This is a genomic window from Curtobacterium sp. MCBD17_008, from assembly GCF_003234475.1.
Classification (GTDB): domain Bacteria; phylum Actinomycetota; class Actinomycetes; order Actinomycetales; family Microbacteriaceae; genus Curtobacterium.
This window is the reverse complement of record NZ_QKTK01000001.1, coordinates 287,361-313,382: the sequence shown is the minus strand read 5'-3', so window position 1 is coordinate 313,382 and position 26,022 is coordinate 287,361. Positions and strand designations below refer to the sequence as shown.

The following is a 26,022-nucleotide window of genomic DNA, read 5'->3' as shown; positions in this document are numbered from 1 at the left end:
GGCGGGATGGTCGAGAGGTCGGGGTACGAGCAGCTGTGGTCGCGCTCGGTTCGCTGGGGTTCACTGGTGGTCCGGTCCGATCCCGGCCTGTCGCCGCAGCTGCGTCACCGACGACGCGACCGGGCGGTCGGCACCCTGGCCACCGCCACCACGACGTCCGTCGCACCGATGCTCGTCGACCCCGACGACCATCGCTCCTGCCGAGGAGGACACCGTGCCGCACGCCTTCGACCCCCAGCGCTCCCGGCCGGTCGCGCTCGCCGACGTCGCCGCGGCGGCCGGCGCGGGACCGCTGACCGGGGCAGCCGCACGGACCGTCGTCACGGGCGCCGCGGTCGCCACCGCGGACCTCCTGCCCGGCTGGCTCTTCATCGCGGTGCCGGGTCGTCGTGGCCACGGCTCCCGGCACGTCGAAGCGGCCCGTGCCGCCGGAGCGGTCGCGGTCCTCACGGACGACGCCGGGGCGCGTGACGCTGCGCTCGCGGGGCTGCCGACCGTCGTCGTCCCGGACCCGCGCGCGGTCCTCGGTGCGGTCGCCCGGGTGGTGTCGGGCACCGCCGACCTCGGGTTCCCGCTGTTCGGTGTCACCGGGACCAACGGCAAGACGTCGACCGTGTCGGTCCTCGACGCGGTCATGCAGCGCCTCGGGTGGACCACCGCCATGACCTCCACCGCAGAGCGCCGCATCGCCGACGAGGTCGTCGCCAGCCGGTTGACGACGCCGGAGGCCACGGAACTCCACGCGTTCCTCGCCCGTGCCCGTGAACGCCGCGTCGACGGAGCCGCGGTCGAGGTCAGCGCACAGGGGCTCACGCGCCACCGCGTCGACGGCGTGTGGTTCGACGTCGCCGGGTTCACGAACCTCAGCCACGACCACCTCGACGACTACGTGGACATGGACGACTACCTCCGCGCGAAGGTGCAGCTGTTCCAGCCCGACCGGGCCGGACGCGGCGTCGTGTCGCTCGACTCGGCCGCCGGTCGCGCCGTCGTCCGGGCGAGCGGGATCCCGGTCGAGACGGTCACGAGCGACCCGGGCACGTCCGCGGACTGGCGGGTCACGGTCCTGGAACAACGCCCCGACGGCACCCGCTTCCGGATCGACGGCCCGGGCGTGCACGTGAGCACCGAGGTGCCGTTGCTCGGTCGGCACATGGCGGCGAACGTCGGGTTGGCGGTCGCGATGCTCCGCGCAGGCGGTGTCCCCGCGGACGACCTGGTCGCGGCGGTCGACGGCGGGCTCGACGTCGTCGTGCCGGGGCGGATGGCCGATGCGTCGAGTGCGACGGGTCCGCGCGTGTTCGTCGACTTCGCGCACACCCCGGACGCGTTCGCGAAGAGCCTCGCGGCGATCCGTGCGTTCGCCAGCGGCCCCGTGGCGATCGTCCTCGGCGCGGACGGCGACCGCGACCCGAGCAAGCGCGGTCCGATGGGTGCGGTCGCGGCGACGATGGCGGACCTCGTGGTCGTCGCGGACCACCACCCGCGATTCGAGGACCCGGACGGCATCCGGGCCGCGGTCCTCGACGGTGCCCGGCGGTCCGGGGGGACGGCCACCGTCGTCGAACTGGCGGACCCGGCGCAGGCGATCCGCCACGCCCTCGCCGCGGTGGGGGAGGACGGTGTCGTGTACTGGGCCGGTCCGGGGCTGACCGACTACCGGGACGTCCGCGGCGTGCACGTGCCGTACTCGTCCTTCCGGGACGCGCAGGCCGCACTCGCGGAGGCCGGTCACCCGGCGCGGGAGGCCGTCTCCGCCATGTGACCATCGCGGGCGACGTGGTCACGGCCCGCCCGACGACGTTCCGCCCGGCGCCGACGGCGGCGCACGGCGGAGACCGTGCCGATGGTGATCATGACGACGCCGTAGGTGAGCAGCAGGCCGGCGAGCGTCGGCAGCAGCCAGGTCCGGGACCCGTTCACCACCTGGTTGACCGCGCCGAGCCCGGGCACGCTGTACCAGACCTCACCGCGGACCTGCGCCGGGATCACCGGGTCGGCGTCGGCCTCGGCGTTCGCGTCGCCGCGGAACACGAACGTCCGGGAGCCGTCCGAGGACGCACCGATCGCGACGACCCGGTGCGTGACCACCTCGGGCCGCCCGGAGACGAGCTGGTAGGTGACGACGTCCCCGACCCGGATGTCCTCGGGTGCGACCGGACGGACGACGACGAGCGTCCCCGGCGGCAGGGTCGGCTCCATCGACTGTGTCAGGACGGAGAGCGGCACCGAGCCGGTGGCCTTCGGGAGCACGACGAGCACGACGGCCAGCGCCGCCACGAGCAGGACCAGCCCGGTGCTCAGACCGAGTCCGACCGCGCGGAGGAGTGCCGGGAAGCCGGTCGGGACACGACGGACGGCGGGGCGGGCGGCGTGGCGGGGCCGGGTCGCGCCTCCGGACCGGGTGCCGCTGCTGATCGTGGTCATGCGCCGCACCGGATGGCGGGGCCGTCCTGCTGCGTGAACAGGGTCACCGGCCCGGAACCGGCGATGTCGTCGGTCGGCTGCCCGGCGTCGTCGAGGACGCGGACGTCCACGGTCACGGGCCCGGCGGGGGTGCCCGGCGGGAGGTCCACCGGAGCGATCTGGAGGGTTCCGTGGTAGCCCTGGTCGGACGCGCCGACCCGCTTCTCGCCCACGTAGGCGGCGTAGTAGGTGGCGTCCGGCCGGGTACCGCGGGCCCAGGCCACGTCGACGTAGTTGCCGTCGTGGTCCGTGCAGGTGAACGCGGGGAGGCCGTTGCCCGTGTTGAGGTACAGCCCGCCCGACACGGTGGCGGACACCCAACTCCCGTTCGCCGTCGTCAGTTCGAGGTGCACGTCCGTGGTCGCCTGCGGGGGTGCGTCGGCCCGGACAGTCGACCGGATGCACCACACGGCATCGGCCCGCGGCCCGAGGTGGGACACCAGGCTCGGGAGCGCGGCCCAGGTCCCTCGGACGGCACCGCTGCCGACGTCCCCGGTCGCGGTGCACCCGTCGGCCGACGGGACGGGCCACGCCACGACGTCGACGGCCTGGGCGAGGGCGACCGACCCGGCGGCGACCAGGACGCGCGTCGCGGTCGTGCCCGCGATGTTCCCGGTGTTCCGCAGGGTGACCGGGCGGGTGACGGTCGGGTCGGCGGAGGTGAAGGTGGTCGTGATGGCCTCGGTGCCCGTGATGCCCGCGACCACCTTGCCGTTCGTGACGCTCGACGCGGTGGTCCCGGTCGCGGTCCACAGCGCCCAGGCGACGGAGGAGCCACCGCCGACGAACGCGGCGACGAGCACCACGGCGAGCAGGACCCGGAGGCGGCCGTTCACCCTGCCACCTGCGTCCCCGTGACCGTCAGGGTGAAGTCGGTGACGGCACCTGAGACGGTCTGCGGCGCGTCCGCGTCGAGGACCACCTCGACGCAGGCCGTGCCCGTGACCCCGACGGGTAGCGTGTAGTAGCCGCTCCCGGTGTCGAACGCGGTCGGGCGGGCACTGTAGCCGCCGAGCCCGGCCCGGCAGTCGGACGCCCGCGCGACCGCGGCGAGACGCACGGTGAGCTCGTCGAGCACGGCGGCGTCGGGGACGGAGGGGACGTAGGCCACCTTCGTCCCGGTCAGCGCGAGCCGGATGGAGAGCGGGACGGTGCCGGTGTTCCGGACGGTGAACGTCCCCGTCGTGCTCGTCCCCGGCGCGAGCGGTGCCGCGTCCGTGACGCGCATCGCCGTGACGGCGAGGGTCGCCGTGCCCGATCGGATCGTGACCGCGTCGGTCTCGGCGGAGCTGTTCCACAGGGCGTAGGTGCTGCCACTGCCCATGACAGCAGCGCTCACGGCGGCGGCGAGAGCGATCCCGAGGGTCCAGACCCAGCGCCGACGACGGGGCGCGCGGTGGCGTCCCGTCGTCGGTGTGGTCCTCGTCATGGTCGTCCCCCTGGACGTCGCGGTCCTCGTGGTGCGACGGACGACGGGCGGGTCAGGGGCCCGCCGTCCGCCGTGTCCGGGTCGCCGTCCGTTCCCGGGCGGCGTCGGTGCGTCAGGAACCGATGGCGGTCTGGGTGAGCGTGAACGCGAGCGCGCCGACGTCCACGGTGCCGCCCTGGCCGGTGGTCGCGGACTCGGGCAGGCTGATCGTGAAGACGACCTGCACGGTCGACCGGGCCTGGGACGGCGTGACCTCGAAGGCCGTGTCGGAGGTCCTGCGGAGCGCGGTGCTCGTCGAGGTGACCTCGAGGTGCTGGGTGCTCGCGTCGATGAGCTCCTGGTCACCGGTGATGCTCTGCGGCGCGTAGGTGAGGAGGGCGCGGAGGTCCGTGCCGGTCGCGCCGACCACGAGGGTCTGCGTGAAGCGGTAGGTGTTGCCCGGGACCATGAGCACCTGCGTCGGGTCGATGGACGTGGACCTCCCGTTCGTGATGTCGGTCCAGGAGCCGTCGTCGTCCGCCGTCAGGGTGAAGGTGCCGGAGCTCACCCCGGTCGCGGCACTGCTGGCCTGCGCGTTCCACAGGGCGAAGGAACCCGCTCCGCCGAGGAGGAGGGCGACGCCGGCGGCGCTCGCGATGGTGCCGGTCACGATCTTGTGCATGGTTCTTCCGTTCCTGCGCGGGCAGCGCTGTTGGCGTCATGGACTTCGGGAGAGCCCGACGGGACGGCTGTCATCGACCCCTGCGTGCAGGGGGCGCGGCTGACCGGTGCCGGAGGACGGCCGGTGCCCAGGAGTGAGGGAAACTCGGGCTCGGTCGTCCTGTGGTCGAACCTACCCGGTCCCCCATACTGCGGACAGGGCACTATGCGTTCGCATCGGCCCCAGTTCGGGGGCGGAGCTCCTGCCGCGCGCGTCGGCCCCGGAATGCACACCGGATCCTTGCAGTTGCATCGACCGGATCGAGGAGGGTCACATGGGCTTCGTGCGGTGGTTGTTCGACGCACAACTCGTCATCGGCGACCAGACGGTGCTGTGGCGCGAGGTCATCGGCAACGCGTTCGGGTTGCTCAGCGCCCTCGGCGGCATGCGACGCCGGGTCTGGGCCTGGCCCGTCGGGATCGCCGGCAACGCCCTCCTCTTCACGGTCTTCATGGGGGCGCTCTTCGACACGCCCAACCCCGTCAACCTGCTCGGTCAGGCCGGTCGGCAGGTGATGTTCATCCTGGTCAGCGTGTACGGCTGGTACCGCTGGACCCACCGGGCCGACGACACCGCGACCGTGCTCGAGCCGCACTGGGCCTCCTGGCGGTCCCGCGCACTGCTCGTCGTCGGCCTGGTCGGCGGCACGGCCCTGCTGACCCCCGTGTTCCGCGCCCTGGGGTCCTACGAGCCGGTGTGGAGCGACGCCTGGATCTTCGTCGGGTCCCTCCTCGCCACCTACGGCATGGCGAAGGGGTGGGTGGAGTTCTGGCTCATCTGGGTGGCCGTCGACCTGGTCGGCGTGCCCCTGCTGTTCTCGGCCGGGTACTACGCCTCGGGCCTCATGTACGTCGTCTACGGCGCGTTCACGCTGGCCGGCTTCTTCGTCTGGATGCAGCAGCGCCGCAGGCCGTCGGCGGCACCGGTCACCGTCGGCTGACCCACCGACGGCCGACTGGCTGCCCGCCCGCCTGGGGCCTCCCGTCAGCGGGAGCGCGGCAGCGTGCGCGTCCGGCGCCACCCGGCGATCTGCTGCAGCGTCACCTTCGACCCGTACTGCGCGACCGAGTGTCGGAACAGGTACTCGGCGAACCAGAGCAGCAGACCCGCGACGACGAACACCTCGACGATGCACACCACCGTCTCGAGGACGGAGAGCGAGCCGACCGCGTTCCGCACCATCGCCGTCACCGGGGTGAACGTCGGGAAGTACGTGAAGAACGCGGCGATCGGCGACGCGGGGGTCGTCGTGACGAAGAACGCGGCGTACAGCGGGATGATCACCGCGAAGAGCGCCGCGGACTGCAGCGTGGAGGCGTCCTTGATCGTGGGGACCGACGCGCCGACGGCGACGAACAGTGCGGACGCCAGCAGCACCCCGCCGACCAGGAGGAGCGCCCCGGCCACCATCCGCCACGGGTCGACCGCGAGGGCGCCGACCCGTCCCGCGACGAGCGGCAGGACCACGGCCAGCGAGAGCAGGCCCGGAACCAGGAACACCCCGACCTGCACGAGTCCGACCAGGAGCATCGCGAGGACCTTGCCGCGGATGAGCGTGCCGGCCGTGACGGTCGTCAGGATCATCTCGGAGATCCGGTTCTCCTTCTCCTCCACCACGACGGTCACCATCCGGGCGGCGAGCAGGACCACGAGCCCGAAGAACGCGGCGACGTAGAGCAGCGGCGGCACGACCGACAGCCAGCCCGGCGCGACACGACCGTCGGCGTAGGTCGTGACGTCGGTGGTCGGTGGTGACCGGAGGATGCGGACGGCCTCGGCGTCGTCGACCCCGGCGGCGACGCTCTGTTCGAGCACCCGTTGCGCGAGCGCCGAGTAGCCGTTGTTCGCGAACAGCCCGCGGTCGGCCCCGAGGACGGTGACCGGGGACGTGGACGGCTTCGCGGGGAACTCGATGAAGGCGTCGAGGTGTCCGGTCCGCACCGCCGCGCGGTCGGCCGCCGGGTCCTCGGACGGCGACCCGCCCCACCTCGCGGCGATCGGTTCCGAGACCAGTCCGGAGTGGTCGACGTAGTGGAAGGGCGTCCTCGCCGCGGAGCCGCTCGAGACCGCCGAGTCGGTGCCGGCCGCCTGCCCGATGCCGACGAGCAGCGAGACGACGATGACGACGAGGGGGAGCGCGAGCGTGCCGATCCAGAACGCGGGCTTCTTCACCGCCCGCACGAACTCGAACCGGACGACGGTGCCGAGGCGGCTCACCGTGCTGCTCCGACCGGGGCGGCGTCGGTCGCCGCGTCGTGGCCGTACAGCTGCACGAAGATCTCCTCGAGGGGGATGCGGCGCATCGCGAACGCGGTGACGTGCACGCCGGCCCCGACGAGCTCGGCGAGGATGTCGGACCCGTCGCGGGCCGAGGCCGCGGTGGGCACCAGGTGGGCGACGTGCCCCTCGTGCCGGGCGAGCCGGTACAGGTCCGACGCGGGCACGGAGCCGGTCAGCCCGACCTGCGCGACCGCCCCGCCGAACGCGTCCTGCACCTCGGGGATGGTGCCGTACGCGGCGGCGACGCCGTCCTTGAGGAGGAGGATCCGGTCGCAGAGCCGTTCGACCTCGTCCATCTGGTGCGTGACGAGGACGACGGTCGCGCCGTCGGCCTTCCGCTCGGCCACGAGGTCGAGCAGCAGCCGTCGGTTCACCGGGTCGAGACCCTTCGTCGGCTCGTCGAGGATGAGCAGCCGCGGGCGGTCCATGATCGTGATGCCGAGCTGCACCTTCTGCTGCTGGCCGCCGGAGAGCTTGTCGATCCGGACCTTCGCCTTGTCCGCGAGCCCGACGCGCTCCAGGTACTCGGTCGACCACCGCGTCGCCGGACCCCGGGGCATGCCGCGGAGCGCTGCGAAGTACGTCATCACGTCGATGACGGTCTCCTTGCGGTAGAGCCCACGCTCCTCGGGCAGGTACCCGATGCCGCCGGTGGCCGGTCGGTACGCCCCACCGTCGATGGTCAGCGTGCCGGAGGTGGGAGCCGTGATGCCGAGGAGAGCGCGGATCGTCGTGGTCTTGCCCGAGCCGTTGCTGCCGAGCAGCCCGAACGTCTCGCCGGGAGCGATGTCGAAGGTGAGACCGTCGACCACGGTCCGGTCCCCGAACCGCATGACGAAGTCACGCACGGTGACGGCTGCTCCGGCCACGCGGCCTCCTCTCGACGTGCCGACCCTACCGAGCCCGTCTGACGGGTCCGGGCCTCGGGGCGACCCCGGACGGACGGGAGGCCCGGCACGCGACGCGCACCGGGCCTCCCGTCCGTCTCCCGGTCCGGTCGTGCCGTCCCGTCAGGGCCGCAGCCAGGCGGTCCCGACGCCCGCCAGCTCACCGTCCGTCACCGGCGCGCTGGCGAGCAGCAGCTCGCCCTCGGGCAGCCGGAACGGCTCCTCGCCGAAGACCGTGACGCTCGTCCACCCGTTCGGGCGGCGGAACGCCAGGACGTCGTCGCGTCCGGTCTCGACCCACTCCAGGTGCTCCGCGGCCTGCAGCGCGCGGCGCAGCCGGAGCGCCGCGCGGTACAGGTTCAGGGTGGAGTCCGGGTCGGCGTCCTCGGCCTCGACGCTCGACTCCGCGAACCAGGCCGGCTGGGGCAGGTGGGCGCCGCCGGGCCCGAACCCGAAGCTCTCGCCCGTCCGGGTCCACGGGATCGGCACCCGGCAGCCGTCGCGGCCCACGTCGACGCCGGGGTTGCGGAAGTAGGCGGGGTCCTGGCGGGCGGCGTCCGGGACGTCGCCGACCTCGTGCAGGCCGAGTTCCTCGCCCTGGTACAGGTACGCGGAGCCGGGGAGCGCGAGCTCGAGGAGCGTCGCGGCACGGGCACGACGCAGGCCGAGGCCCCGGTCCAGGTCGTCCTGTGACCCGCCGGCGAGCAGCCAGGCGCTGCCCTGCTTGTCGGTGGAGGGGGCGTGCGCGGCGTCGCCGCTGCGCGGGGGCAGCGCGTACCGGGTCGCGTGTCGGACGACGTCGTGGTTCGAGAACACCCACGTGGTCGAGGACCCGGACTGCTCCGCCAGGCCGAGGTTGAACTCGATGACCGACCGGAACTGCCCGGCGTCGAAGTCCGCCTCGAGCAGGTCGAAGTTGAAGGCCTGACCGAGCCCTTCGGCGCTGGCGTAGCGGGCACGCCGGTCCGCCGGCACCCAGGCCTCGGCGACCGCGGTCCGGGCGGGGGTGTACTCCTCGAACACCCGGCGCCACTCGGCGTAGATCTCGTGCACCTCGTCGCGGTCCCAGAGGGGGTGCGTGCCGTTCTTCGGCATCGCGGTGACCTCGGCCCAGGTCGGCAGGTCACCCGCGGGCAGGTCCTTCGCCAGTCCGTGGGCGACGTCGATGCGGAACCCGTCGACCCCGCGGTCGGACCAGAAGCGCAGGGTCCGGAGGAAGTCGTCGCGGACCTCCCGGTTCGTCCAGTCCAGGTCCGGCTGCTCCTTCGCGAAGCTGTGCAGGTACCACTGGCCGTCACCGACAGGGGTCCACGCCGGGCCGCCGAAGATCGACACCCAGTCGGCGGGGGCGTCCGCGCCGGACGGGCCGGTGCCGTCGCGGAACACGTACCGTGCCCGGGCGGGGGAGCCCTTCGGGGACGCGAGCGCCTCGCGGAACCACTCGTGCCGGTCGCTCGTGTGGTTCGGGACGACGTCGACGATCACCCGGATGCCGGCACCGTGCAGCGCCGCGACCATGTCGTCGAAGTCGTCGAGCGTCCCGAGCCGCGGGTCGACGTCCCGGTAGTCGTCCACGTCGTAGCCGCCGTCGGCGAGGGCGGACGGGTAGAAGGGGCTGAGCCAGACGGCCTCGACGCCGAGGGACGCCAGGTACGGCACCCGGTCGGTGACCCCGCGGAGGTCGCCGATGCCGTCACCGTCCGCGTCCGCGAAGGACCGGGGGTAGATCTGGTAGACGCTCGCCTGCCGCCACCAGGTCTCGTCGGTCGCGGGGGTCGTCGGCTGGACGGCCGGGTCGAGCACGTCGGTCATGGGGTTGCTTCCTTCGGTCGGGGTCGGGCGGGTGTCGGTCACTTGATGGCGCCCTGGGTCACGCCGGCCATGACCCACCGCTGCGTGATGAGGTAGACGATGATCGCCGGGGCCATGGCCATCAGGTACGAGGCGAACGACACGTTGTAGTTGTTGCTGAACTGGGTCTGGAACATCTGCTGCAGGACCGGCAGGGTCTGCAGCGCGGGGTCGGAGGTGATCAGCGACGGCATCACGAAGTCGTTCCAGGACGCGAGGAACGCGAAGATGCCGACGGTGGCGCTCATCGGTGCCAGCAGCGGGAACACGAGTCGCCAGAACACCTGCCCCGTGCTCGCACCGTCGATGCGGGCACTCTCCTCCAGCTCGGCCGGGATCGAGCGCAGGAAGGCGGTGAAGAGCAGCACGCTGAAGGACAGCTGGAACATGACGTGCAGGATCGCGACGCCGACGGGGTTGTCGAGCCCGACCAGACCGGTGAGCTTCACCTGCGACAGGGCGAGCACCGGGAACGGCAGGAACATCGCGGCGAGCAGGTAGAAGAACGACCAGCGGAACAGCCGACGGTCCCAGTTCCGGGCGATGGCGTACGCGGTGAACGAGGCGAGCAGGATCGTGCCGGCGACGGTGATCGCCGCGACGAGCACGGAGATGCCGAAGGCCCGCGGGAAGTCCGTGAGCTCCCACGCCTGCACGAACCCGTCGACGCTGAACGGTGCCGGGAGCGAGAAGGCGTTGCCGTCGACCGCCTGTCCGGTGGTCTTGAACGCCATCGTCAGCGTGACGTAGAGCGGGACGAGCACGGACAGCGCGCAGAGGACGAGGACGATCGTGACCGGCCAGTTGGCACGCTCGCGCCGGCCGGCGCCGCGGCTGCCGGTGGTCCGGTCGGCGTCCACCGACCGGATGCTGCCGGTCGCCGTCGTCCCCGGTCGCAGGGGTGCTTGCAGGGACATCAGAGCGCTGCCTTCCCGCGGGTGGCCCGCAGCTGGATCACGGCGATCACGACGGCGATCACGAAGAAGATGGTCGCGTTGGCCATCTGGTAGGCGTAGTCGCCACCGTTGAAGCCCTTGAAGATCGACATCGCGACGCTGGTCGTCGAGGTGCCGGGGCCACCGTCGGTGAGCCCGACGATGATGTCGTACGAGTTCAGGAAGTTCTTGAACCCGATGACGAGGTTGATGAGGATGTACCCGGCCGTCAGCGGCACGGTGATCGAGAGCAGCTGGCGCCACCCACCGGCACCGTCGAGCGACGCCGCCTCGTACACCTCGCCCGGGATCGACAGCACCCCGGCGATGTAGATGAGCAGGGTCGACGGGATCGCCTGCCACGCGGTGACCACGACGATCGCGATCCACGCCAGGTCCGGGTCCGCCAGGATGCTCTGCTCGAGCGGCGTGATCCCGAGCGTGGTTGCGAGCGCCGGCAGGCTGTTCGCGAACAGGAACGAGAACACGTAGGCGATGACGATGCCGGAGATCACCATCGGCAGCACGAACACCGCCCGCAGCGCGATCTTGCCGCGCACCTTCGCGGTCAGGGCGATCGCGAGCAGGAACGCGACGGCGTTCACGACGAGCACGGTCACGAGCGAGAAGCCGATCGTGAACAGGTACGCCTGCAGGATCGCCGGGTCGGAGAACACCGCCACGTAGTTCGTCAAGCCGATGAACCGGAACTCGCCGAACCCGACGGAGTTCGTGAAGCTCAGCACGATGCCCATCACGGCGGGGAGCGTGATGGCGAGCGTGAACAGGACGAGGGTGGGCAGCAGGAACGCGAGGAACAGCGGGTCGATCCGCGGTCGCCTCCGGCGTCCGGCCGGGAGGCTCGTGGTCCGGCCGTGCGTGCGGCCGCCGTCCGCCTTGGTGGTGAGGGTCATGGTCGTCTCCTTCACGCGGCCGAGCGGAGCGCCAGGCGCGCCCAGTCGGAGTCGAGGGTGCGGAGTTGTCGCTGCGGGTCGCCGCCGAACGCGATCGACTGCGCGTAGTTCGCGACGGGGATCTCGGCGGGGATGAGCTGCGAGGCGCCGAGGTAGAAGGCGGCGTCGTCGTAGTACGACTGCATGCCGCGCAGGGCGGGGTTCGACGCGGGCGGGGCGTCCTGCCGGACCCCGAACCCGTTGTTGTCCGCGTTGTACCGGTCGTTCACGGCCGGGGTCATGAGGAACGACAGGAACTCCCGCGCCGCCTCCTGCTTGCGCGAGGCCTCCGGGATCCAGAGCGCCAGGTCGACGTTGACCCGCACCTTCCGGTCGGCGGGGTCCTCGGTCACGGGCAGCGGGAACGTCCCGAGGTCCATGTCGGGCGTGGTCTTGGCGATCTCGCCGAGCGCCCACGGGCCCTGCAGGTACATCGCGGCCTTCCCCTGCGCGAAGGCCAGGTTGCCGTCTCCGTACCCGCGGCTGACCGCACCGGGCTGGTGCCACTCGCGCAGCTGCGCCATGCGTTCCATCGGGGCCGCGAAGTCCTCTGCGAACGACGGCGCGGATCCCGTGCCGACTCGGGTGCCGGCCGCGCGGAGGGCCGCGAACGTCGCCGGGGTGTCGATCATCCCGCCGATGCTGTAGTCGAACATGCCCTGCGCGATCGTCCAGTTGTCCTTGAACGTGCCGTACACCGGTGCGATGCCCGCCTCCTGCAGCCGGCGGCACACGGCGGCGAACTCGGACCACGTCGTCGGGACGTCGAGCCCCTGCTCGGCGAACAGGGCGCGGTCGTAGATCACCGACGCGGCGGTCACGGAGTACGGCAGCGCGCTCCTGCGGCCCGGGTAGTCGGCGGTCTGCTCCATGAGTGGCCACAGGTCGGGGTTGATCGTCGCGGCCTCGGGCAGGTCCGAGAGGTCGGTGAGTGCGCCGTGCTCCACGAAGGGCACGACGGAGAAGTTGTAGTTCCAGCAGCCGAGGTCCGGCGGGCTGTTCCGCACGAAGTTCGCCGACATGCTCGACGTCGAGTCCCGGACCACCCGGATCCGTGACTGCGCCTGGTGGAACTGCGCGATGAGGTCGTCGAAGTACCCGATGACCTCGGGCTTGGACACGTAGAAGCTGATCGTCTCCGGCCGTGAGCCGGTCGACCCGACCGGTGCACAGCCGGCGAGTGCGAGGCCGCTGGCGATGCCGCCCGCCCCGAGCAGGAACGGCCGCCGGCTCAGCGCGGATGCGCTGCCGGCTCGTGTGGCGCGTGGTTGCACGTCGTCTCCGTTCGCCGGGATCGGCACCGTCGCCGTCCCGGTGTGCGCGCTGCTCCGATGCAGCGCGCCCGACTAAATATACGGACAAAATCTACTCGCGCAAGCAATCCGTGCCGCGGTAGTCTCGCCACATGCCGCAGCGTCGAGCGTCGCCCCGTGCCTCCAGTGCGGAGACCGTCCTCGACCACGCACTCGACGTCGGCGCCTTCACCGCGACCGAGGCGATGGAGTCGACCGGACTGACCCGCTCCACCGTGCTCGCGGCGTGCGAGGACCTCGTCGCACGCGGCTGGCTGACGGAGCTGGACGACGCGCGCACCGCCGGCGAGTACCGCATCGGTCGACCCGCACGGCGCTACGAACTCGACCCGACCGCGGGGTGCGTCGTCGGCGTCGACGCCGGACAGCACCGGGTCGCTGCGTTCGTCGCCGACCTGCGCGGTGCCGTGCTCGCGCGTGCGGAGACCGACCTCGGCACGCGGGGGCTCGACGTCGGGTTCCGCCTCGATGCGGTCGCGACCACCGTCGCCGCCGCGCTCGCCGCAGCCGGGACGGACGCCGAGCGGGTCCTCGTGACCACCGTCGGGGTCCCCGCACCCGTCGACGCCCGCGGTGTCTCACCGGACGACGGCGGCTTCTGGGTCAGCATGAACCCCGGCTTCGACGCGGTCGCCCCCGGAGCCCGCGTCGTCGTCGAGAACGACGCGAACCTGGCGGCCATCGCCGAACGGCCGTCCGCGCCGGAGGCGTCCTTCGCCGCACTGCTCGCGGGGGAGCGGTTCGGCGCCGGCCTCGTCGTCGACGGCGTGCTGCTCCGCGGTGCACGGGGCGGCGCGGGCGAGCTGCGCGCACTCGGACTCGTCGTCGGTGTCGGGTCGTCGGACGGACTCGGCGCGGCGGCGCGCACCGCGGTGACCGCGGCGGTCGACGCCGGCCGGGTCGACCCGCACAGCCCGCTCGGCCGTGCCGTCGCCCGCGAGGGCCTCGACGCGGCCGCGGTCTTCCGCGCCGCGGACGACGGCGACCCCGTCGCGCTCGAGGTCGTGGACCAGCTCGGGGACCTGCTCGCCCGGGTGTGCGTCCTGCTCGCGAGCCTGCTCGACATCGACCGGGTGGTCGTCGCGGGGGCGATCGCGGGGCACGCCGGTGCCGTCATCGACCGCGCTTCGGCCGTGCTCGGCAGCGGGCGGTTCGACCCGGTGCCGGAGATCGTGGCCTCGACGCTGGGGGCGGACGTCGTCGTGACGGGTGCCGTCGCGCTCGCGCTCGACACGGTCCGCGCGGATCCGCTGTCGTTCGACCTCCAGACGGCACCCGCGGCGACGGCAGCCGTCGGCTGACGAGTGCTGGGCCGGCTCCACCGTCAGCGGGGGAGTGCGGCGAGCACCTCGGCGGCCCGCGCGGCGTCCTCCGCCGACACGTCCAGGTGGGTGACGAGGCGCACCGTCGTCCGCCCGAGCCGCATCACCCGGACGCCAGCGGCCTCGGCGGCGGCGACGAACGTGTCGGGGTCGGACACCTGCGCGAAGACGATGTTCGTGTCCACCGACTCCGGATCGACGTCGAGCGCCGCTGCGAGCACCCGGGCGTTCGCGTGGTCCTCGGCCAGGCGGTCGACGTGCTCGTGCAGGGCGTGCCGTGCGCCCGCGGCGAGGATGCCCGTCTGCCGCATGCCCCCGCCGTAGCGCTTCCGCCAGATCCGCGCGGCCGCGATCCGGTCGGCCGATCCGACGAGCACGGACCCGACGGGCGCACCGAGGCCCTTCGACATGCAGACGGACACCGTGTCGAACCCGCTCGCCAGGTCGGGGAACGGGGTGCCCGACGCCACGTGGGCGTTCCACAACCGGGCACCGTCCAGGTGCAGGCCGATGCCGTGCTCGCGGGCGAACTCCTGCACGGCGCGGACCTCGGCCACGGGCTGCACGGTGCCGCCGCCGAAGTTGTGCGTGTTCTCGACCGCGATCGCCGTCGTCGACACCGAGTAGGCGCCGGCGTTCGGCTCCGCGATCGCGCGCACCGCGTCGGCCACCAGACGGCCGCGGTCGGACGCCCACGTCCGTGTGGTGATGCCGGAGAACACGGCCGCCGCGCCGAGCTCGGCGCGGACGACGTGGGCCTGCACGTCGGCGAGCAGTTCCTCGCCGGGGCCGACGAGCAGGCGGAGCCCGAGCTGGTTCGCCATCGAGCCGGACGGGGTGAAGAGCCCGGCTTCGTGACCGAGGAGCGCGGCGACCTCCTGCTCGAGCGCGGTGGTCTCGGGGTCCTCGCCGAACACGTCGTCACCGACCTCGGCGTCCACCATGGCGCGGCGCATCGCCGGGGTCGGACGGGTCACGGTGTCGGAGCGCAGGTCGATCACCGGACAACGGTACCCCCGGCGACGCACCCCGGTCGTCCGGCCCGGCTACGGTGTGCGACATGCAGCCTCCCGCTCCCGGAACACTCCGCATCCTGCACCTGTCGGACACGCACGTGACCGGGGACGGCGCGCTGCACCAGGGCACCGTCGACACCACGGCGGCGCTGGGCGCCCTGCTCGACCACCTGGACGGCCTCGACGGCGTGGGGCTGGTCGTCGTCTCCGGCGACGTGTCCGAGGACGGGTCGCCGGAGTCGTACGCGACGGTCCGCGACCTGGTCGGCGGCTGGGCCGAGCGGCACGGCGCGGCGTTCGTGACGGTCCCCGGCAACCACGACCAGCGCGACGGCTTCCGACGGGTCCTGTTCGACGGGCACGTCCTCGGCGAGGGCGGGAGACCGACCATGCACACGATGGAGCACCACGACCCCGCGGTCCCGGTCCGAGGGCGGTCCGTCGTCGCGGGCCGTGGGATCGTCACCGTCGACACGAGCGTCCCGGGCGCCGGGTACGGCGAGCTGTCCGCGACCGCGACCGAGCACCTGCGGGCCGCCCTCGCCGAGCCGGCAGCGCACGGGTCGGTCGTCGTCCTGCACCACCCGCCACTGCCCGCACCGACGTCGCTGCACGACGCGCTGAAGCTCCGCAACCCCGGTGACCTCGCCGCGGTGCTGCGGGGGACCGACGTCCGGGTCGTGCTCGCCGGCCACTACCACCACCACTTCGCCGGCTCGACCGGCGGCGTCCCCGTCCTCGTCGCGCCCGGGGTCGCGAACGACGCCGACGTCACCGGTCGGTACGACGAGGAGACCGCCCTCGTCGGCACCGGCGCCCTCGTCGTCGACCTCGCCGAGGACGGTTCGCTCTGGTCGACGCCGGTCCGCGTGCCGCGTCCGGACGCCGACCAGCGGGCGCTGCACCTCGACGCCGACACCGCTGCCCGCATCGCGGCGGCCTTCGGTCCGTCCTGACCGGCGTCCTCCCCCGGTCGCCGGACCGGACGGGAGGCGCGCTCCGGGCCGCGCCGGGCCTCCCGTCCGACCCGTCCCTGCGAGTACCCCTCATCCCCGCGCACCGACCGGGGTGCGGCGAGTAGGACGGACGCACGACGTCCCGAGGAGGATGACATGCGAACCGGTAGCGCAGTCCAGTACGAGCGGTACGGCGAATTCGACGTGGTCGAGGTCGTGCCGCAGGAACGCCCCACGCCCGGACCCGGCGAGGTCCTCGTCGAGGTGATCGCGGCGGGCCTCAACCACATCGAGCGGTTCCTCCGCGAGGGCAAGCTCCAGGACCACGTCCACGTCGACTTCCCGGCACGGCAGGGCGTCGACCTCGCCGGCATCGTGCGCGCGCGTGGCGACGGGGTGAAGGACCTCCGCGTGGGCGACGAGGTCATGGGGCACGCGCCCGAGGGCGGCTCGCACGCCACCTGGGTGGTCGTGCCCCGCGACGCCGTCGTCATCAAGCCGACCCACGTCGGGTGGGAGGTCGCCGGCGGGCTGTACCTGGCGGGCTGCACCGCCGTCGACGTCGTCCGGAAGCTCCGACTCGGACCCGACGACACCGTCGTCATCAGCGCGGCCGCCGGCGGCGTCGGTCACATCCAGTGCCAGCTCGCCCGCGACGCCGGTGCGACGGTCATCGGACTCGGCAGCCCGCGCAACCACGACTACCTGCGGCAGATCGGCATCCTGCCCGTCGCCTACGGGGACGGTGAGGAGGCCCGGATCACCGAGATCGCGAAGGGCCGGCCCGTCACCGCCTTCATCGACAACCACGGCGACGAGTCCGCGCGCGAGCTCGCCGTCCGGCTCGGGGTGGACGAGAAGCGCTTCGTGTCGTCGGACGACCGGCGGGACGCCGAACTCCGGTTCCTCCGGGCCCCGGCGTCCGACCCGGAGGCGCGCGAGCTCATCACGTACCTCGTGAAGGCCGTCGAGGACCGCCGTGTGCAGGTCCTCATCTCCGGGTTCTACCCGTTCGAGTACATCGTCGAGGCGTACGAGGACCTGGCGGAGATGCACTCCCGCGGGAAGGTCGTCGTCGGCATGCAGCCCGTCGAGACCGGGGCCCGGCAGGACTGGTACCGGTCCGAGAAGGCGCGTGACCTCCGCGACGTGTACGCGCACGAGAAGGCCGAGGGCACGCTCGAGAGCGGTTCCCCGGCGTCCCGCGGCGCCGACTGACGGCGGCGGTGCAGCGCTGGCGCCGGCCGGACCTAGCTGAGGACGTCCTTGCTGGCGAACCGGCCGTACGCCAGCGCGCCGAAGACGACCAGGTACCCGAGCTGCAGGACCGCGTTGCTGCCGAACGAGTCGAACGAGATCGGGTCCCGCAGCAGGTCGCCGAACCCGAGCCAGAGGTGCGAGAACAGGAACGGGTGCAGCCAGTCGAGCTGCGGGAGCTGGTCGAGCACCTGCGATGCCCCGGCCAGCACGACCGTCGCGGCCATCGCCCCGACCGGGACGTTGGTCAGCGTCGACGCGAACAGACCGATCGCCACCAGGCCGAGCATCGACAGCGTCACGTAGAGCGCGAGCAGGACCGCACGGCCCGCGTACGACCAGCCGTCGACCTGCGTACCGGAGAGCAGCGTCACCGGACCGACCGGGAACAGCGCCGCACCGATCGCCGCCCCGACGAGGACGACGAGCAGGGTGGCGGCGAGACAGAACGCGACCGCGCCGATCGTCTTCACGACGATGAACCGCACCCGCCCGGTCGGGGCGACGAGCAGGTAGCGCAGCGTGCCGTGGCTGGCCTCGCCGGCGACCGTGTCGCCGGCGACCACCCCGACCGTGAGGGGCAGGAAGAGCGGGATCGACACCGTCAGCGCCGTGAAGGACACGAACAGGCCGTTGTTCGTGATGTCGCCGAGGAACGCCGGGCCACCATCGTCGCCGTCGGTGGTGAGCCGGACCGCGACGGCGATGAGGATCGGCACGAGGGCGAGTGCCCCGAGCATCGCCCAGGTCCGACGCCGACGGAAGACGAGCGCGAGTTCGGACCCGAGCAGGGCGAACGTGCGGGGCCGCCGCGCAGCGCCCGGAGCGGACCGGGTACCAGCGGGTCGTGTCGTCGTGTCCACGGTGTCACCCTGCGACATCGAATCCCTCTCCGGTGAGTGCGACGAACAGGTCCTCGAGGGTGCCGCCGCCGACCGCGATGCCGCGCACCCGGACCTCGGCGCGGACGAGTTCGGCGGTGATCGTCTCCGGCTCGACGTCGGTGGTGAGGTCGGCGACCAGGACGTCGGACCCGCCTTCCCGCCGGGGCGCGAGTCCGAGGCGGGAGAGGACGACACCGGCCTGCCCGATGTCGGGGGTCCGGACCGTGACGGTCCGGGCGCCGGCGGCTCGGAGCTCGTCGAGCGGGCCCTGCGCGACGATCGAGCCGGTGCGCATCACAGCCGCGTGCGTGCAGACCTGCTCGATCTCGGCCAGCAGGTGACTCGACACGAACACCGTCGTGCCGTCGTCCGCCAGGGACCGGATGAGGTGCCGGACCTCCCGCGTGCCCTGCGGGTCCAGGCCGTTCGTCGGCTCGTCGAGCACGAGGAGGTCGCGCGGGGACAGCAGCGCGTTCGCCAGGCCCAGGCGCTGCTTCATCCCGAGCGAGTACGCGTGCGCCTTCTTGTCGGCGGCGTGGCTCAACCCGACCCGGTCGAGTGCGCTCGCGACCCGCTCCCGCCGCGTCCGCGGGTCGGAGGTCGGATCGGCGGCGTCGAAGCGGGACAGGTTCGCCCGGCCGGACAGGTAGGGGTAGAAGGCCGGACCCTCGACCAGGGCGCCGACCCGGGGGAGCACCGAGTGCAGCCCGCGCGGCATCGGTTCGCCGAGCACCTCGATCGTCCCGCTCGTGGCGGTCGACAGCCCCAGGAGCATCCGGATCGTGGTGGTCTTGCCGCTGCCGTTCGGCCCGAGGAACCCGAACACCGAGCCACGGGGCACCGCGAGGTCGATGCCGTCCACGGCCCGCTGCTTCCGGAAGACCTTGCGGAGGCCGACCGTCCGGATGGCGAGCCCGGCTGCGGTGTCCGTGGTGTCCCGGGGTGCGGCCGCGGTGTCCGTCCCCGTCGTCACTTCGCGGCGGCGACCAGCGTCGCGACCGGCACCGCGCCCGCGAGGACACGGCCGTCGTCGGCCAGGTACACCGAGACGAGCGAGGTCTGCAGGGCGCGACCGCCGTCGACCGCCGTCGTGAGCTGGTCGAGGAGCCCGGACGCGTCCGACCCGAGACCGGTCTGGTCGGCGGTACCGGCGGGCAGGGCCACCACCGTGTCCCACCCGCTGCCGGTGACCGTGGCGCCGTGGTCGGCCACACCGTGCCCGGAGCCGTTCCCGTGTGTACCCGGATCGGCGTCGGAGAGGTCCTTCGTGGTCACGTCCGCACCGCTCGGCGGCGTGAACGCGAACAGGCGTGCCGCCGGCGCGCCGTACGACAGGCTCGTGAAGCCGACCTGGAACGCGGGGTCGTCCTTCCCCGCGGCGGTGACCGATGCGCGCAGCGGCAAACCCGTCTGCTGGTCGACGGCGAGCTGCACCGTGCCGACGAGGGTGTCGGAGGACTTCGGGCTGAGCGTGAGGAGCCAGGCGTCGTGACCGGCGACCGAGGTCGCCACCGGCTTCGAGACCTCCGTGGTCGGGGTGATGGCGTCGATCGCGCGCTCGGCCACGTCACCCGGGGTGGTGGTGCCGGATCCGGGCGTCTCCGCGGAGCGGCTCGGGAGCGTGACCTTCGTCGCGGCGCGCTCCTCGGAGTCCCACGTCCACACGGTGCTGCCGTTGCGGACGACGTCCCGCTCGGCGAGCTGTTCGGTGACCTGCACCCGCTGCTTCGTCGCGCCGTCGACGTAGACGCGGGCGGTGTGCGGGGCGGTGAGCAGACCGAGTGCGTCCGAGGCGTCCCCCTCGAGCGAGGAGCCGCCGGAGCCGGTGGGCAGTTCCGGGAGCCCGAGGTCGCTCGTCTGCGCCAGCTTGCCCGAGTACTGCGCGTCCGAGGAATCGGCGATGCTGGCGATGACCGCGGCGGCGGTCGGGTGCTCCCCGGCGACGGGAGGAGCGGCGGCGTTCGCCAGTGCGGGAGCGGCGACGGCCCCGGCGACGACGACGGGCGCGATCAGTGCCGGCAGCCAGACGGACTTCTTCATGGGGGTTCCCCTCGGTCGAGCATCGGACCCGCGGTGGTGCATCGGAGTCGGGTGCACGGTACGTCCGGCAACCGACAGAACGCTGTGCTCCGGCCAGGTCCGGCGGCCGGAGCACAGCGTTCACCGGGTCATCCGGCGGACTGCTCGTACGACCGGATCGCGTCGACCTTCCCGGCACTCGCCGATGTCGGGTCGAAGGTGTACCCGAGCCACTCGCGCACCAGGCGGCGGGCGAGCTCGGTGCCGATCACCCGCTGCCCGAGGCAGAGGACCTGCGCGTCGTTCGACAGCACCGACCGCTCGACGCTGCACGGGTCGTGCGCGGTCACCGCCCGGATGCCGGGGACCTTGTTCGCGCTGATCGCCACCCCGAGTCCGGTGCCGCAGACGAGCAGCGCCCGGTCGGCGGACCCGGCGGCGACGAGCCGCGCGGCCTCGACGGCGACGTGGGGGTAGGCCGTGTGGCCGTCGGCGTCGACACCCACGTCGACGACGTCCACGACCCGGGGATCGGCCATGAGGTCGGCGCGCAGCACCTCCTTGAGTGTGAAGCCGGCGTCGTCCGATCCGATCGCGATGCGGAACGTCATGCGTGCACTCCTCCGGTGGTGGTGGTGGTGGTGGTGATGGTGGTGTTCGTGGTGTCACGTCGGGCGGTGAGGACCTCGCCGACGCGGGTGAGGACCATGCCCATCGAGACGGCTCCGGCGTCCGGGGTGCCGACGCTCTTCGCGGCGAGCGGCCGGGCTCGTCCCACGCGTGGCGACAGCGCCGCGGTGGCGGTCGCCTCGAGCCGGGCGACCTCGGCGGCAGCGGTCCAGGCCTCCGGCAGCACGCCGGAGCGCACCGCCGCGTCGAGGGCGTCGACGAACGGCAGCAGGGCGTCGAGCAGCGTCTTGTCGCCACGCTGCGCCCGTCCGAGCTGGACGACCGCGTCGGCGAAGGCCCGGGCCGCGTCGACCACGAGCGACGCGGTGACCTCGTCGGCGTCGTCGCCGATCGCGGCGCCGAACGCCTCGAGGGCCGCGCCCCAGAGCACGCCCGAGGTCCCGCCGGCCTCTGCCGCCCAGGCCTCGCCGGCGCGTCCGAGCAGGAACGCGACGCCGGCGGTCGCGTCCGTGCCGTCCACCGCCCGCCGGGCCGCACCGATGCCCTTCACCATCCCGCGTCCGTGGTCGCCGTCCCCGGCGACGGCGTCGATGCGGCCGAGTTCGTGCTCCTGCTCGCGGAGCAGCCGTTCCGTCGCCGCGACGACCACGCGCACGGTGTCGGCGGCCTGCCGGGAGGCCCGGCTCGCGTCCGGCACGACCGTCGCGTCCGCAACGCACTCGGTCCCGGCGGCCGTGGGGACGAGTGCTGTGACGGGCGCTGCCACCTTGCGGTAGGCGGGCGCGTAGGCGTCGGCACACCAGAGTCGTTCGAGGTCGTCGTCGAGCCACTGCAGGGTGAGCGAGCACCCGCCCATGTCCAGGCTCGTCACGAGTTCGCCGACCTCGGGCTCGACGACCGCGAGGCCGGCCTGCTCGAGGAGCGGCGCGATCCGTCCCCAGAGCACGAACAGCTCCTCGTACTTGGTGTCGCCGAGACCGTTGAGGACCGGGGCGACCCGGCCACCGGCGGGGGCGTCGGCCGGACGCTCGGCGAGCAACCGGTCCACGAGCAGGTGCGCGAGCTGGCGGGCCGGCACGAGCGGGACGTCGCGGATGCCCGGCTCCCCGTGGATCCCGAGGCCGAGGCCCAGGTGACCGTGCGGCACCGTGAACAACGGCTCGTCGGCTCCGGGCAGCGTGCAGCCCGAGAAGGCGACGCCGATCGTCCGCGTTCGGTCGTTCGCGTGCCGGCCGACCCGTTCGACCTCGTCCAGCGAGGCCCCGGCGGCCGCCGCGGCGCCCATGGCCTTGACGACCGCGAAGTCGCCCGCGATGCCGCGTCGTCGGTCGACCTCGTCCGCCGAGGCGACGTCGTCGGTGACCACCACGATCCTCGTGTCGACACCGGCAGCGCGGAGTCGTTCGGCGGCGATCCCGAAGTTCATCGTGTCGCCGGCGTAGTTCCCGAAGCACAGGACGACGCCGCGGCCCTGGTCGGCGGCCCTGGCCACGGAGTACACCTGGGCGGCGGACGGTGACGTGAAGACGTTCCCGACGACCGCGCCGGTCGCGAGCCCGGGACCGACCAGACCGCTGAAGGCGGGGTAGTGGCCGGAGCCGCCACCGATGACGACGGCGACCTGCGGGGCGGTGTCGGCGGTCGGCAGCGTCACGACGCCGCCGGTCACCCCGCGGACGCGGTCGGCGTACAGGGCGAGCCAACCGGCGAGTTGGTCCTCGGCGAACTCGTCGGGGTCGTCGCAGATCGTGGTCATGTGCGGTCCTCCTCGGGGGACGGGTGGGTGGGAAGGGACGGGGACATCGGTCAGTGGGCCTCGTCGTGCTGCGGGACGTGGAGTCGGCCGACCATGAGGAAGGCGCAGGCGTACAGCCCCACGAACGTCCAGGTGACGGCGGCGCCGCCCCCGCCGAGCGCGAGGACGACGGCCACCACTCCGGTGCCGAGGAACGCGGCACCGCCGGCCGCGGTCGTGTACATCGCCATGGCCGCACCACGGTGCTGCGGTTCGAGCGCCGGCATGAGCGCGCCCATCGGGACGAACCCCGCGAGTGAGCACCCGAAGACGCACCCGGCGACGACGGCGGCGACGTACCCCCAGTCGGAGCCGGCGGGGACGAGTTGCGGGACGTACCACCAGGCCAGCAGCCCGACCGCGGACCCGACGACGCCGAACCAGCGGACCGTGCGGACCCATCCGATGCGGTCGCCGACCCAGCCGAACAGGGCGTTCACGAGGATGTTCGTCGCGTACACGCACACGGTCATGAGGAGCCAGCGCTGCTGCCCCCAGCCGCGCTCGTCGGCGATGACGGCCGGCAGGACGACGAACATGCCGAACTCCGGTGCGGTGTTGACGAGTCGGACGAGGAACCCCATGAGCACGCGCGGCCGTGTCGCGGTCAGGCGGATCCCGCTCGTGACGACCCGCCAGGCGCTCTCGCCGGCGGGGGCGATCCGCTGCGTGCCGCTCGGCAGCCGGACACCGAAGCGCGCGAGCGCCCACCCGGCGACGACGAGGGCGATCGAGGCGGTCATCGCTCCGGTCTCGCCGACGACCCCGCCGCCGAGGGCCGGGATGGTCCCGAGGGCGAACAACGAGCCGAGCGTGGGCAGGCCGCCGGTGAAGGCGACGTAGAACCACCCGACCGCCGCACCACGGCGTTCGACGGGCGCGGTGACGTTCACCCAGACCAGGAACGCGAACGCGGCGAGCGGGTGCCCGAGTCCGCGGAGTGTGTAGGCCACCGCGGTGAGCGGGACGCTGCCGAGGTGGAGGGCACCGAGGAACAGGACCTCGAACACGACCCAGACGACGACGCCGACGGTCATCACGGGGCGTGGGCCGACCAGGTCGGCGAGCGCGCCGGACAGGTAGCTGCCGACGAGGGTGGCGAGGCTCGCGCCGGTGACGATCGTCGCGACCGTGGCCGGAGGGCTGCCGAGCACGGCGACCATGTGCGGGGTGACGAAGTTCGACTCGACGCCGACCCCGGTCATCATCACCAGGACGCCGAGGAAGCCGAGGGCGAGGGGGCGGGGGATCCCGAGTCGGTCGAGGCGGCCGGGGGCGGGAGCGGTGCGCAGGAGTGGGGGCGTCGTCGTCGACATGGGCTCTCTCGATCGCAGTGGTATCTGACATCGGGTATGTTACCCGTCATGTCCGCGTTCCAGAACCACCACCCGTCCACCGGTCCCGCATCGGCCCCGGCAGCGCTGCCGGACGACGACGACCTCGCCGCGCTGCTGCGGCCCGGTCCGGCCCACCTCGACCACACGAACCCGTTCACCGGCCGCGTCGCGGTCGTCACCGGTGGCGCGTCCGGCATCGGCAACGCGGTCGCACGCGCCCTCGCCGGCCGCGGTGCACGGGTCGCCGTCATCGACGTCCGCGTCGACGCGTCGGCCTCGGCTGCGTCCGAGTTGCCCGGGGACGGGCACCTCGGCATCGGGTGCGACGTCACGGACCAGGCCTCGGTGGACACGGCCGTCGCCGAGGTCCTCGCCGGCGCCGGGCACGTCGAGGTCCTGGTGAACTGCGCGGGCATCGTCGCCCTGGCCCCCGCCGAGGACCTCGGGCCCGACGCCTGGGCGCGGACGCTCGACGTGAACCTCACCGGCACGCACCGCGTGACGCAGGCGGTCGGACGGCACATGCTCGCCGCGGGGTACGGACGGATCGTGACCATCGCGTCCCAGGCTGCGCACGTCGGGATCGACGGGCACGCCGCCTACTGCGCGTCGAAGGCCGGTCTGCTCGGGCTGACCCGCGTGCTCGCCCTCGAGTGGGGGCGCCGCGGCGTCACCGTCAACACGGTGTCGCCGACGGTCGTGCTCACCGCCCTGGGTCGGTCCGCGTGGGCGAACGAGGCGGGCCTGCGCCACCAGGACGAGATCCCGACCGGACGGTTCGCGACGCCCGACGAGGTCGCGGCGGCGGTGCTCTTCCTCGCCGGCGGGTCGGCCGCGATGGTGAACGGCGCCGACCTCCGCGTCGACGGTGGCTTCACCATCCGGTAGGACGGGCGGCGCTACGATCGCGGTGTCGTCCCGGCACCCGGCCGACGGCACCACCCCGGGAGGCCCGCGCTCGATGTCCGGAACGAGTCCGTCCGACCCCGCACCCGCCAGCGGTCCGCCCACGGAGGGCGGTGTCCCCGCCGGCGACGGTCCCCGCTCCCGGTTCCCGCTCGACACGGTGTACCAGGCGGCCCGGATGTACTACCTCGAGGACGCGACCCAGAACGAGATCGCCGCCCGCCTGGGCGTCTCCCGCCCGACCGTCAGCCGCCTGGTGTCCGAGGCCCGCCGCGCCGGGCTCGTCCGGATCGAGGTCGTCGACCCGTTCCAGGACGAGACCGCCGTCCTGGCCGAGCGGTTGCGGGTCGTGCTCGGTCTGCAAGCCGTGTACCTCGCGGCCGTGACGCACACGGCGACCCTCGGCGTCGACCTCGCCGAGCCCGTCGCCGCAGCGGTCGAGGCCATGCACCTCGCCCCGGGGGACGCGGTCCTGGTGTCCTCCGGCAGCACGGTGCACGCCATCGCGCACGGCGTCGTGCCCCCGATGCCGGGCGTGCAGCTCGTCCCGACCGTCGGTGGTCAGGCCGACCCGAACCAGTGGTTCCAGACGAACGAGATCACCCGGGCGGCCGCGGAGCGGTCGGGGGCGATCCCGACCTTCCTGTTCGCGCAGGCGCTCCCGTCGGAGGCGCTGCGGGCCTCCCTGGACGAGGACCCGGCCTTCCAGCACGTCGTCGGTCTCTGGGAGCGTGCGACAGGCGCGATCCTCGGCATCGGCGCGCCGGTCGCGACCCGCGACGCGATGGCCAGGGGCCTGCCCGTGGACCACGCGGTCTTCGACCGGGCGACCGGGGACGTGTGCCTGAACTTCACCGGCCCCGACGGCGAGGCGATCGAGTTCCCCGGCAGCGAGCGGATGGTCCGGACCTCGCGGGAGGTCCTGGCCGCGGTGCCGCACGCGGTCGGCGTGGCCGTCGGTGCCGTGAAGGTGCCGAGCATCATCAGCGCCGTGCGTGGCCGGCTCGTCAACGAGCTGGTCACCGACGCGGCGACGGCGCGGGCACTGCTCGACGCGCTCGCCTGACGCCCGGCCGCGAGGCCCGG

24 protein-coding genes are annotated in these 26,022 nt (G+C 73.1%); 7 read left to right on the top strand and 17 right to left on the bottom strand.

Annotation, left to right across the window (positions count from 1 at the left end):
• Nucleotides 1-214: 214 nt before the first annotated feature.
• Nucleotides 215-1,765 (top strand): Mur ligase family protein, encoded by a 1,551-nt coding sequence (locus tag DEI95_RS01550; RefSeq protein WP_258367388.1) that lies wholly within the window; start codon nt 215-217, stop codon nt 1,763-1,765.
• On the opposite strand, the gene DEI95_RS01545 is transcribed toward DEI95_RS01550, so the two are convergent.
• From DEI95_RS01545 to DEI95_RS01530, 4 genes are all read right to left on the bottom strand, one after another.
• Entirely contained in the window at nt 1,732-2,427 is a 696-nt protein-coding gene (locus DEI95_RS01545; RefSeq protein WP_111059189.1) for a signal peptidase I, read from the bottom strand. The two genes, DEI95_RS01550 and DEI95_RS01545, sit on opposite strands and share 34 nt — an antisense overlap.
• Nucleotides 2,424-3,302 carry a hypothetical protein gene (locus DEI95_RS01540; protein WP_110890128.1) on the bottom strand — a complete coding sequence of 293 codons (879 nt, stop codon included), beginning with the start codon at nt 3,300-3,302 and terminating at the stop codon, nt 2,424-2,426. Before DEI95_RS01540 ends, DEI95_RS01545 begins: the two co-directional genes overlap by 4 nt.
• The gene (locus DEI95_RS01535) at nt 3,299-3,895 is read right to left on the bottom strand and encodes a TasA family protein (RefSeq protein WP_110824765.1); all 597 of its coding nucleotides are present in this window, start codon (nt 3,893-3,895) and stop codon (nt 3,299-3,301) included. The genes DEI95_RS01540 and DEI95_RS01535 overlap by 4 nt, the downstream gene beginning before the upstream one ends.
• A 112-nt stretch (nt 3,896-4,007) precedes the next feature.
• Nucleotides 4,008-4,556: an alternate-type signal peptide domain-containing protein gene (locus tag DEI95_RS01530; protein ID WP_110911743.1), complete on the bottom strand. Its 549-nt coding sequence runs from the start codon at nt 4,554-4,556 to the stop codon at nt 4,008-4,010.
• 313 nt (nt 4,557-4,869) lie between these two features.
• On the opposite strand from DEI95_RS01530, the gene pnuC reads away from it, so the two are divergent.
• Nucleotides 4,870-5,535, top strand: coding sequence for a nicotinamide riboside transporter PnuC (gene pnuC / locus DEI95_RS01525; protein WP_110824763.1), 666 nt, complete (start codon nt 4,870-4,872; stop codon nt 5,533-5,535).
• 44 nt (nt 5,536-5,579) lie between these two features.
• On the opposite strand, the gene DEI95_RS01520 is transcribed toward pnuC, so the two are convergent.
• The 6 genes from DEI95_RS01520 to DEI95_RS01495 form a co-directional block, all read right to left on the bottom strand.
• Entirely contained in the window at nt 5,580-6,812 is a 1,233-nt protein-coding gene (locus tag DEI95_RS01520; protein WP_110824762.1) for an ABC transporter permease, read from the bottom strand.
• A complete protein-coding gene (locus DEI95_RS01515; protein ID WP_110890203.1) occupies nt 6,809-7,708 on the bottom strand; it encodes an ABC transporter ATP-binding protein in 900 nt (299 codons plus the stop codon). Before DEI95_RS01515 ends, DEI95_RS01520 begins: the two co-directional genes overlap by 4 nt.
• A 177-nt stretch (nt 7,709-7,885) precedes the next feature.
• Nucleotides 7,886-9,574 carry a glycoside hydrolase family 13 protein gene (locus DEI95_RS01510; RefSeq protein ID WP_111059137.1) on the bottom strand — a complete coding sequence of 563 codons (1,689 nt, stop codon included), beginning with the start codon at nt 9,572-9,574 and terminating at the stop codon, nt 7,886-7,888.
• Nucleotides 9,575-9,612: 38 nt separating this feature from the next.
• Nucleotides 9,613-10,530, bottom strand: a complete 918-nt coding sequence (locus DEI95_RS01505) for a carbohydrate ABC transporter permease (protein WP_181420368.1) — start codon at nt 10,528-10,530, stop codon at nt 9,613-9,615.
• Nucleotides 10,530-11,462: a carbohydrate ABC transporter permease gene (locus DEI95_RS01500; RefSeq protein ID WP_181419553.1), complete on the bottom strand. Its 933-nt coding sequence runs from the start codon at nt 11,460-11,462 to the stop codon at nt 10,530-10,532. The genes DEI95_RS01505 and DEI95_RS01500 overlap by 1 nt, the downstream gene beginning before the upstream one ends.
• Nucleotides 11,463-11,473: 11 nt before the next feature.
• Nucleotides 11,474-12,775 carry an ABC transporter substrate-binding protein gene (locus DEI95_RS01495; protein WP_111059188.1) on the bottom strand — a complete coding sequence of 434 codons (1,302 nt, stop codon included), beginning with the start codon at nt 12,773-12,775 and terminating at the stop codon, nt 11,474-11,476.
• 131 nt (nt 12,776-12,906) lie between these two features.
• Between DEI95_RS01495 and DEI95_RS01490 the strand changes: the two genes are divergently transcribed.
• The gene (locus DEI95_RS01490) at nt 12,907-14,115 is read left to right on the top strand and encodes an ROK family protein (protein WP_111059136.1); all 1,209 of its coding nucleotides are present in this window, start codon (nt 12,907-12,909) and stop codon (nt 14,113-14,115) included.
• Nucleotides 14,116-14,138: 23 nt separating this feature from the next.
• Here DEI95_RS01490 and DEI95_RS01485 read toward each other — a convergent pair whose 3' ends face one another.
• Entirely contained in the window at nt 14,139-15,137 is a 999-nt protein-coding gene (locus DEI95_RS01485) for a low specificity L-threonine aldolase (protein WP_110901417.1), read from the bottom strand.
• A 59-nt stretch (nt 15,138-15,196) separates the two neighbouring features.
• Between DEI95_RS01485 and DEI95_RS01480 the strand changes: the two genes are divergently transcribed.
• Nucleotides 15,197-16,108, top strand: coding sequence for a metallophosphoesterase (locus tag DEI95_RS01480; protein ID WP_111059135.1), 912 nt, complete (start codon nt 15,197-15,199; stop codon nt 16,106-16,108).
• A gap of 156 nt (nt 16,109-16,264) precedes the next feature.
• Entirely contained in the window at nt 16,265-17,326 is a 1,062-nt protein-coding gene (locus tag DEI95_RS01475) for an NADP-dependent oxidoreductase (RefSeq protein WP_110824757.1), read from the top strand.
• 32 nt (nt 17,327-17,358) lie between these two features.
• Here the strand turns inward: DEI95_RS01475 and DEI95_RS01470 are convergent, their stop codons facing one another.
• From DEI95_RS01470 to DEI95_RS01445, 6 genes are all read right to left on the bottom strand, one after another.
• A complete protein-coding gene (locus DEI95_RS01470; protein WP_375342333.1) occupies nt 17,359-18,246 on the bottom strand; it encodes an ABC transporter permease in 888 nt (295 codons plus the stop codon).
• Nucleotides 18,233-19,222 carry an ABC transporter ATP-binding protein gene (locus DEI95_RS01465; RefSeq protein WP_110901413.1) on the bottom strand — a complete coding sequence of 330 codons (990 nt, stop codon included), beginning with the start codon at nt 19,220-19,222 and terminating at the stop codon, nt 18,233-18,235. The genes DEI95_RS01470 and DEI95_RS01465 overlap by 14 nt, the downstream gene beginning before the upstream one ends.
• The gene (locus tag DEI95_RS01460) at nt 19,219-20,289 is read right to left on the bottom strand and encodes a DUF2092 domain-containing protein (RefSeq protein WP_111059134.1); all 1,071 of its coding nucleotides are present in this window, start codon (nt 20,287-20,289) and stop codon (nt 19,219-19,221) included. The genes DEI95_RS01465 and DEI95_RS01460 overlap by 4 nt, the downstream gene beginning before the upstream one ends.
• A 128-nt stretch (nt 20,290-20,417) precedes the next feature.
• Complete coding sequence (locus DEI95_RS01455; protein WP_111059133.1) at nt 20,418-20,879, bottom strand: ribose-5-phosphate isomerase; 462 nt, start codon at nt 20,877-20,879, stop codon at nt 20,418-20,420.
• Entirely contained in the window at nt 20,876-22,654 is a 1,779-nt protein-coding gene (locus DEI95_RS01450; RefSeq protein WP_111059132.1) for a dihydroxyacetone kinase family protein, read from the bottom strand. The genes DEI95_RS01455 and DEI95_RS01450 overlap by 4 nt, the downstream gene beginning before the upstream one ends.
• 50 nt (nt 22,655-22,704) lie before the next feature.
• A complete protein-coding gene (locus DEI95_RS01445; protein WP_111059131.1) occupies nt 22,705-24,009 on the bottom strand; it encodes an RbtT/DalT/CsbX family MFS transporter in 1,305 nt (434 codons plus the stop codon).
• A 48-nt stretch (nt 24,010-24,057) separates the two neighbouring features.
• On the opposite strand from DEI95_RS01445, the gene DEI95_RS01440 reads away from it, so the two are divergent.
• Both DEI95_RS01440 and DEI95_RS01435 read left to right on the top strand, forming a co-directional pair.
• Nucleotides 24,058-24,918: a GolD/DthD family dehydrogenase gene (locus DEI95_RS01440; RefSeq protein ID WP_111059130.1), complete on the top strand. Its 861-nt coding sequence runs from the start codon at nt 24,058-24,060 to the stop codon at nt 24,916-24,918.
• Between the two features lie 73 nt (nt 24,919-24,991).
• Nucleotides 24,992-26,002: a sugar-binding transcriptional regulator gene (locus DEI95_RS01435; RefSeq protein WP_110824856.1), complete on the top strand. Its 1,011-nt coding sequence runs from the start codon at nt 24,992-24,994 to the stop codon at nt 26,000-26,002.
• Nucleotides 26,003-26,022 lie beyond the last annotated feature (20 nt).

Bases quoted from the DNA above. Each gene is read 5' to 3' on its own strand.
- DEI95_RS01545 (WP_111059189.1), bottom strand. From the start codon at position 2,427: ATGACCACGATCAGCAGCGGCACCCGGTCCGGAGGCGCGACCCGGCCC.
- DEI95_RS01535 (WP_110824765.1), bottom strand. From the start codon at position 3,895: ATGACGAGGACCACACCGACGACGGGACGCCACCGCGCGCCCCGTCGT.
- DEI95_RS01530 (WP_110911743.1), bottom strand. From the start codon at position 4,556: ATGCACAAGATCGTGACCGGCACCATCGCGAGCGCCGCCGGCGTCGCC.
- pnuC (WP_110824763.1), top strand. From the start codon at position 4,870: ATGGGCTTCGTGCGGTGGTTGTTCGACGCACAACTCGTCATCGGCGAC.
- DEI95_RS01515 (WP_110890203.1), bottom strand. From the start codon at position 7,708: ATGCGGTTCGGGGACCGGACCGTGGTCGACGGTCTCACCTTCGACATC.
- DEI95_RS01510 (WP_111059137.1), bottom strand. From the start codon at position 9,574: ATGACCGACGTGCTCGACCCGGCCGTCCAGCCGACGACCCCCGCGACC.
- DEI95_RS01505 (WP_181420368.1), bottom strand. From the start codon at position 10,530: ATGTCCCTGCAAGCACCCCTGCGACCGGGGACGACGGCGACCGGCAGC.
- DEI95_RS01500 (WP_181419553.1), bottom strand. From the start codon at position 11,462: ATGACCCTCACCACCAAGGCGGACGGCGGCCGCACGCACGGCCGGACC.
- DEI95_RS01490 (WP_111059136.1), top strand. From the start codon at position 12,907: ATGCCGCAGCGTCGAGCGTCGCCCCGTGCCTCCAGTGCGGAGACCGTC.
- DEI95_RS01480 (WP_111059135.1), top strand. From the start codon at position 15,197: ATGCAGCCTCCCGCTCCCGGAACACTCCGCATCCTGCACCTGTCGGAC.
- DEI95_RS01475 (WP_110824757.1), top strand. From the start codon at position 16,265: ATGCGAACCGGTAGCGCAGTCCAGTACGAGCGGTACGGCGAATTCGAC.
- DEI95_RS01470 (WP_375342333.1), bottom strand. From the start codon at position 18,246: ATGTCGCAGGGTGACACCGTGGACACGACGACACGACCCGCTGGTACC.
- DEI95_RS01460 (WP_111059134.1), bottom strand. From the start codon at position 20,289: ATGAAGAAGTCCGTCTGGCTGCCGGCACTGATCGCGCCCGTCGTCGTC.
- DEI95_RS01455 (WP_111059133.1), bottom strand. From the start codon at position 20,879: ATGACGTTCCGCATCGCGATCGGATCGGACGACGCCGGCTTCACACTC.
- DEI95_RS01450 (WP_111059132.1), bottom strand. From the start codon at position 22,654: ATGACCACGATCTGCGACGACCCCGACGAGTTCGCCGAGGACCAACTC.
- DEI95_RS01445 (WP_111059131.1), bottom strand. From the start codon at position 24,009: ATGTCGACGACGACGCCCCCACTCCTGCGCACCGCTCCCGCCCCCGGC.
- DEI95_RS01440 (WP_111059130.1), top strand. From the start codon at position 24,058: ATGTCCGCGTTCCAGAACCACCACCCGTCCACCGGTCCCGCATCGGCC.
- DEI95_RS01435 (WP_110824856.1), top strand. From the start codon at position 24,992: ATGTCCGGAACGAGTCCGTCCGACCCCGCACCCGCCAGCGGTCCGCCC.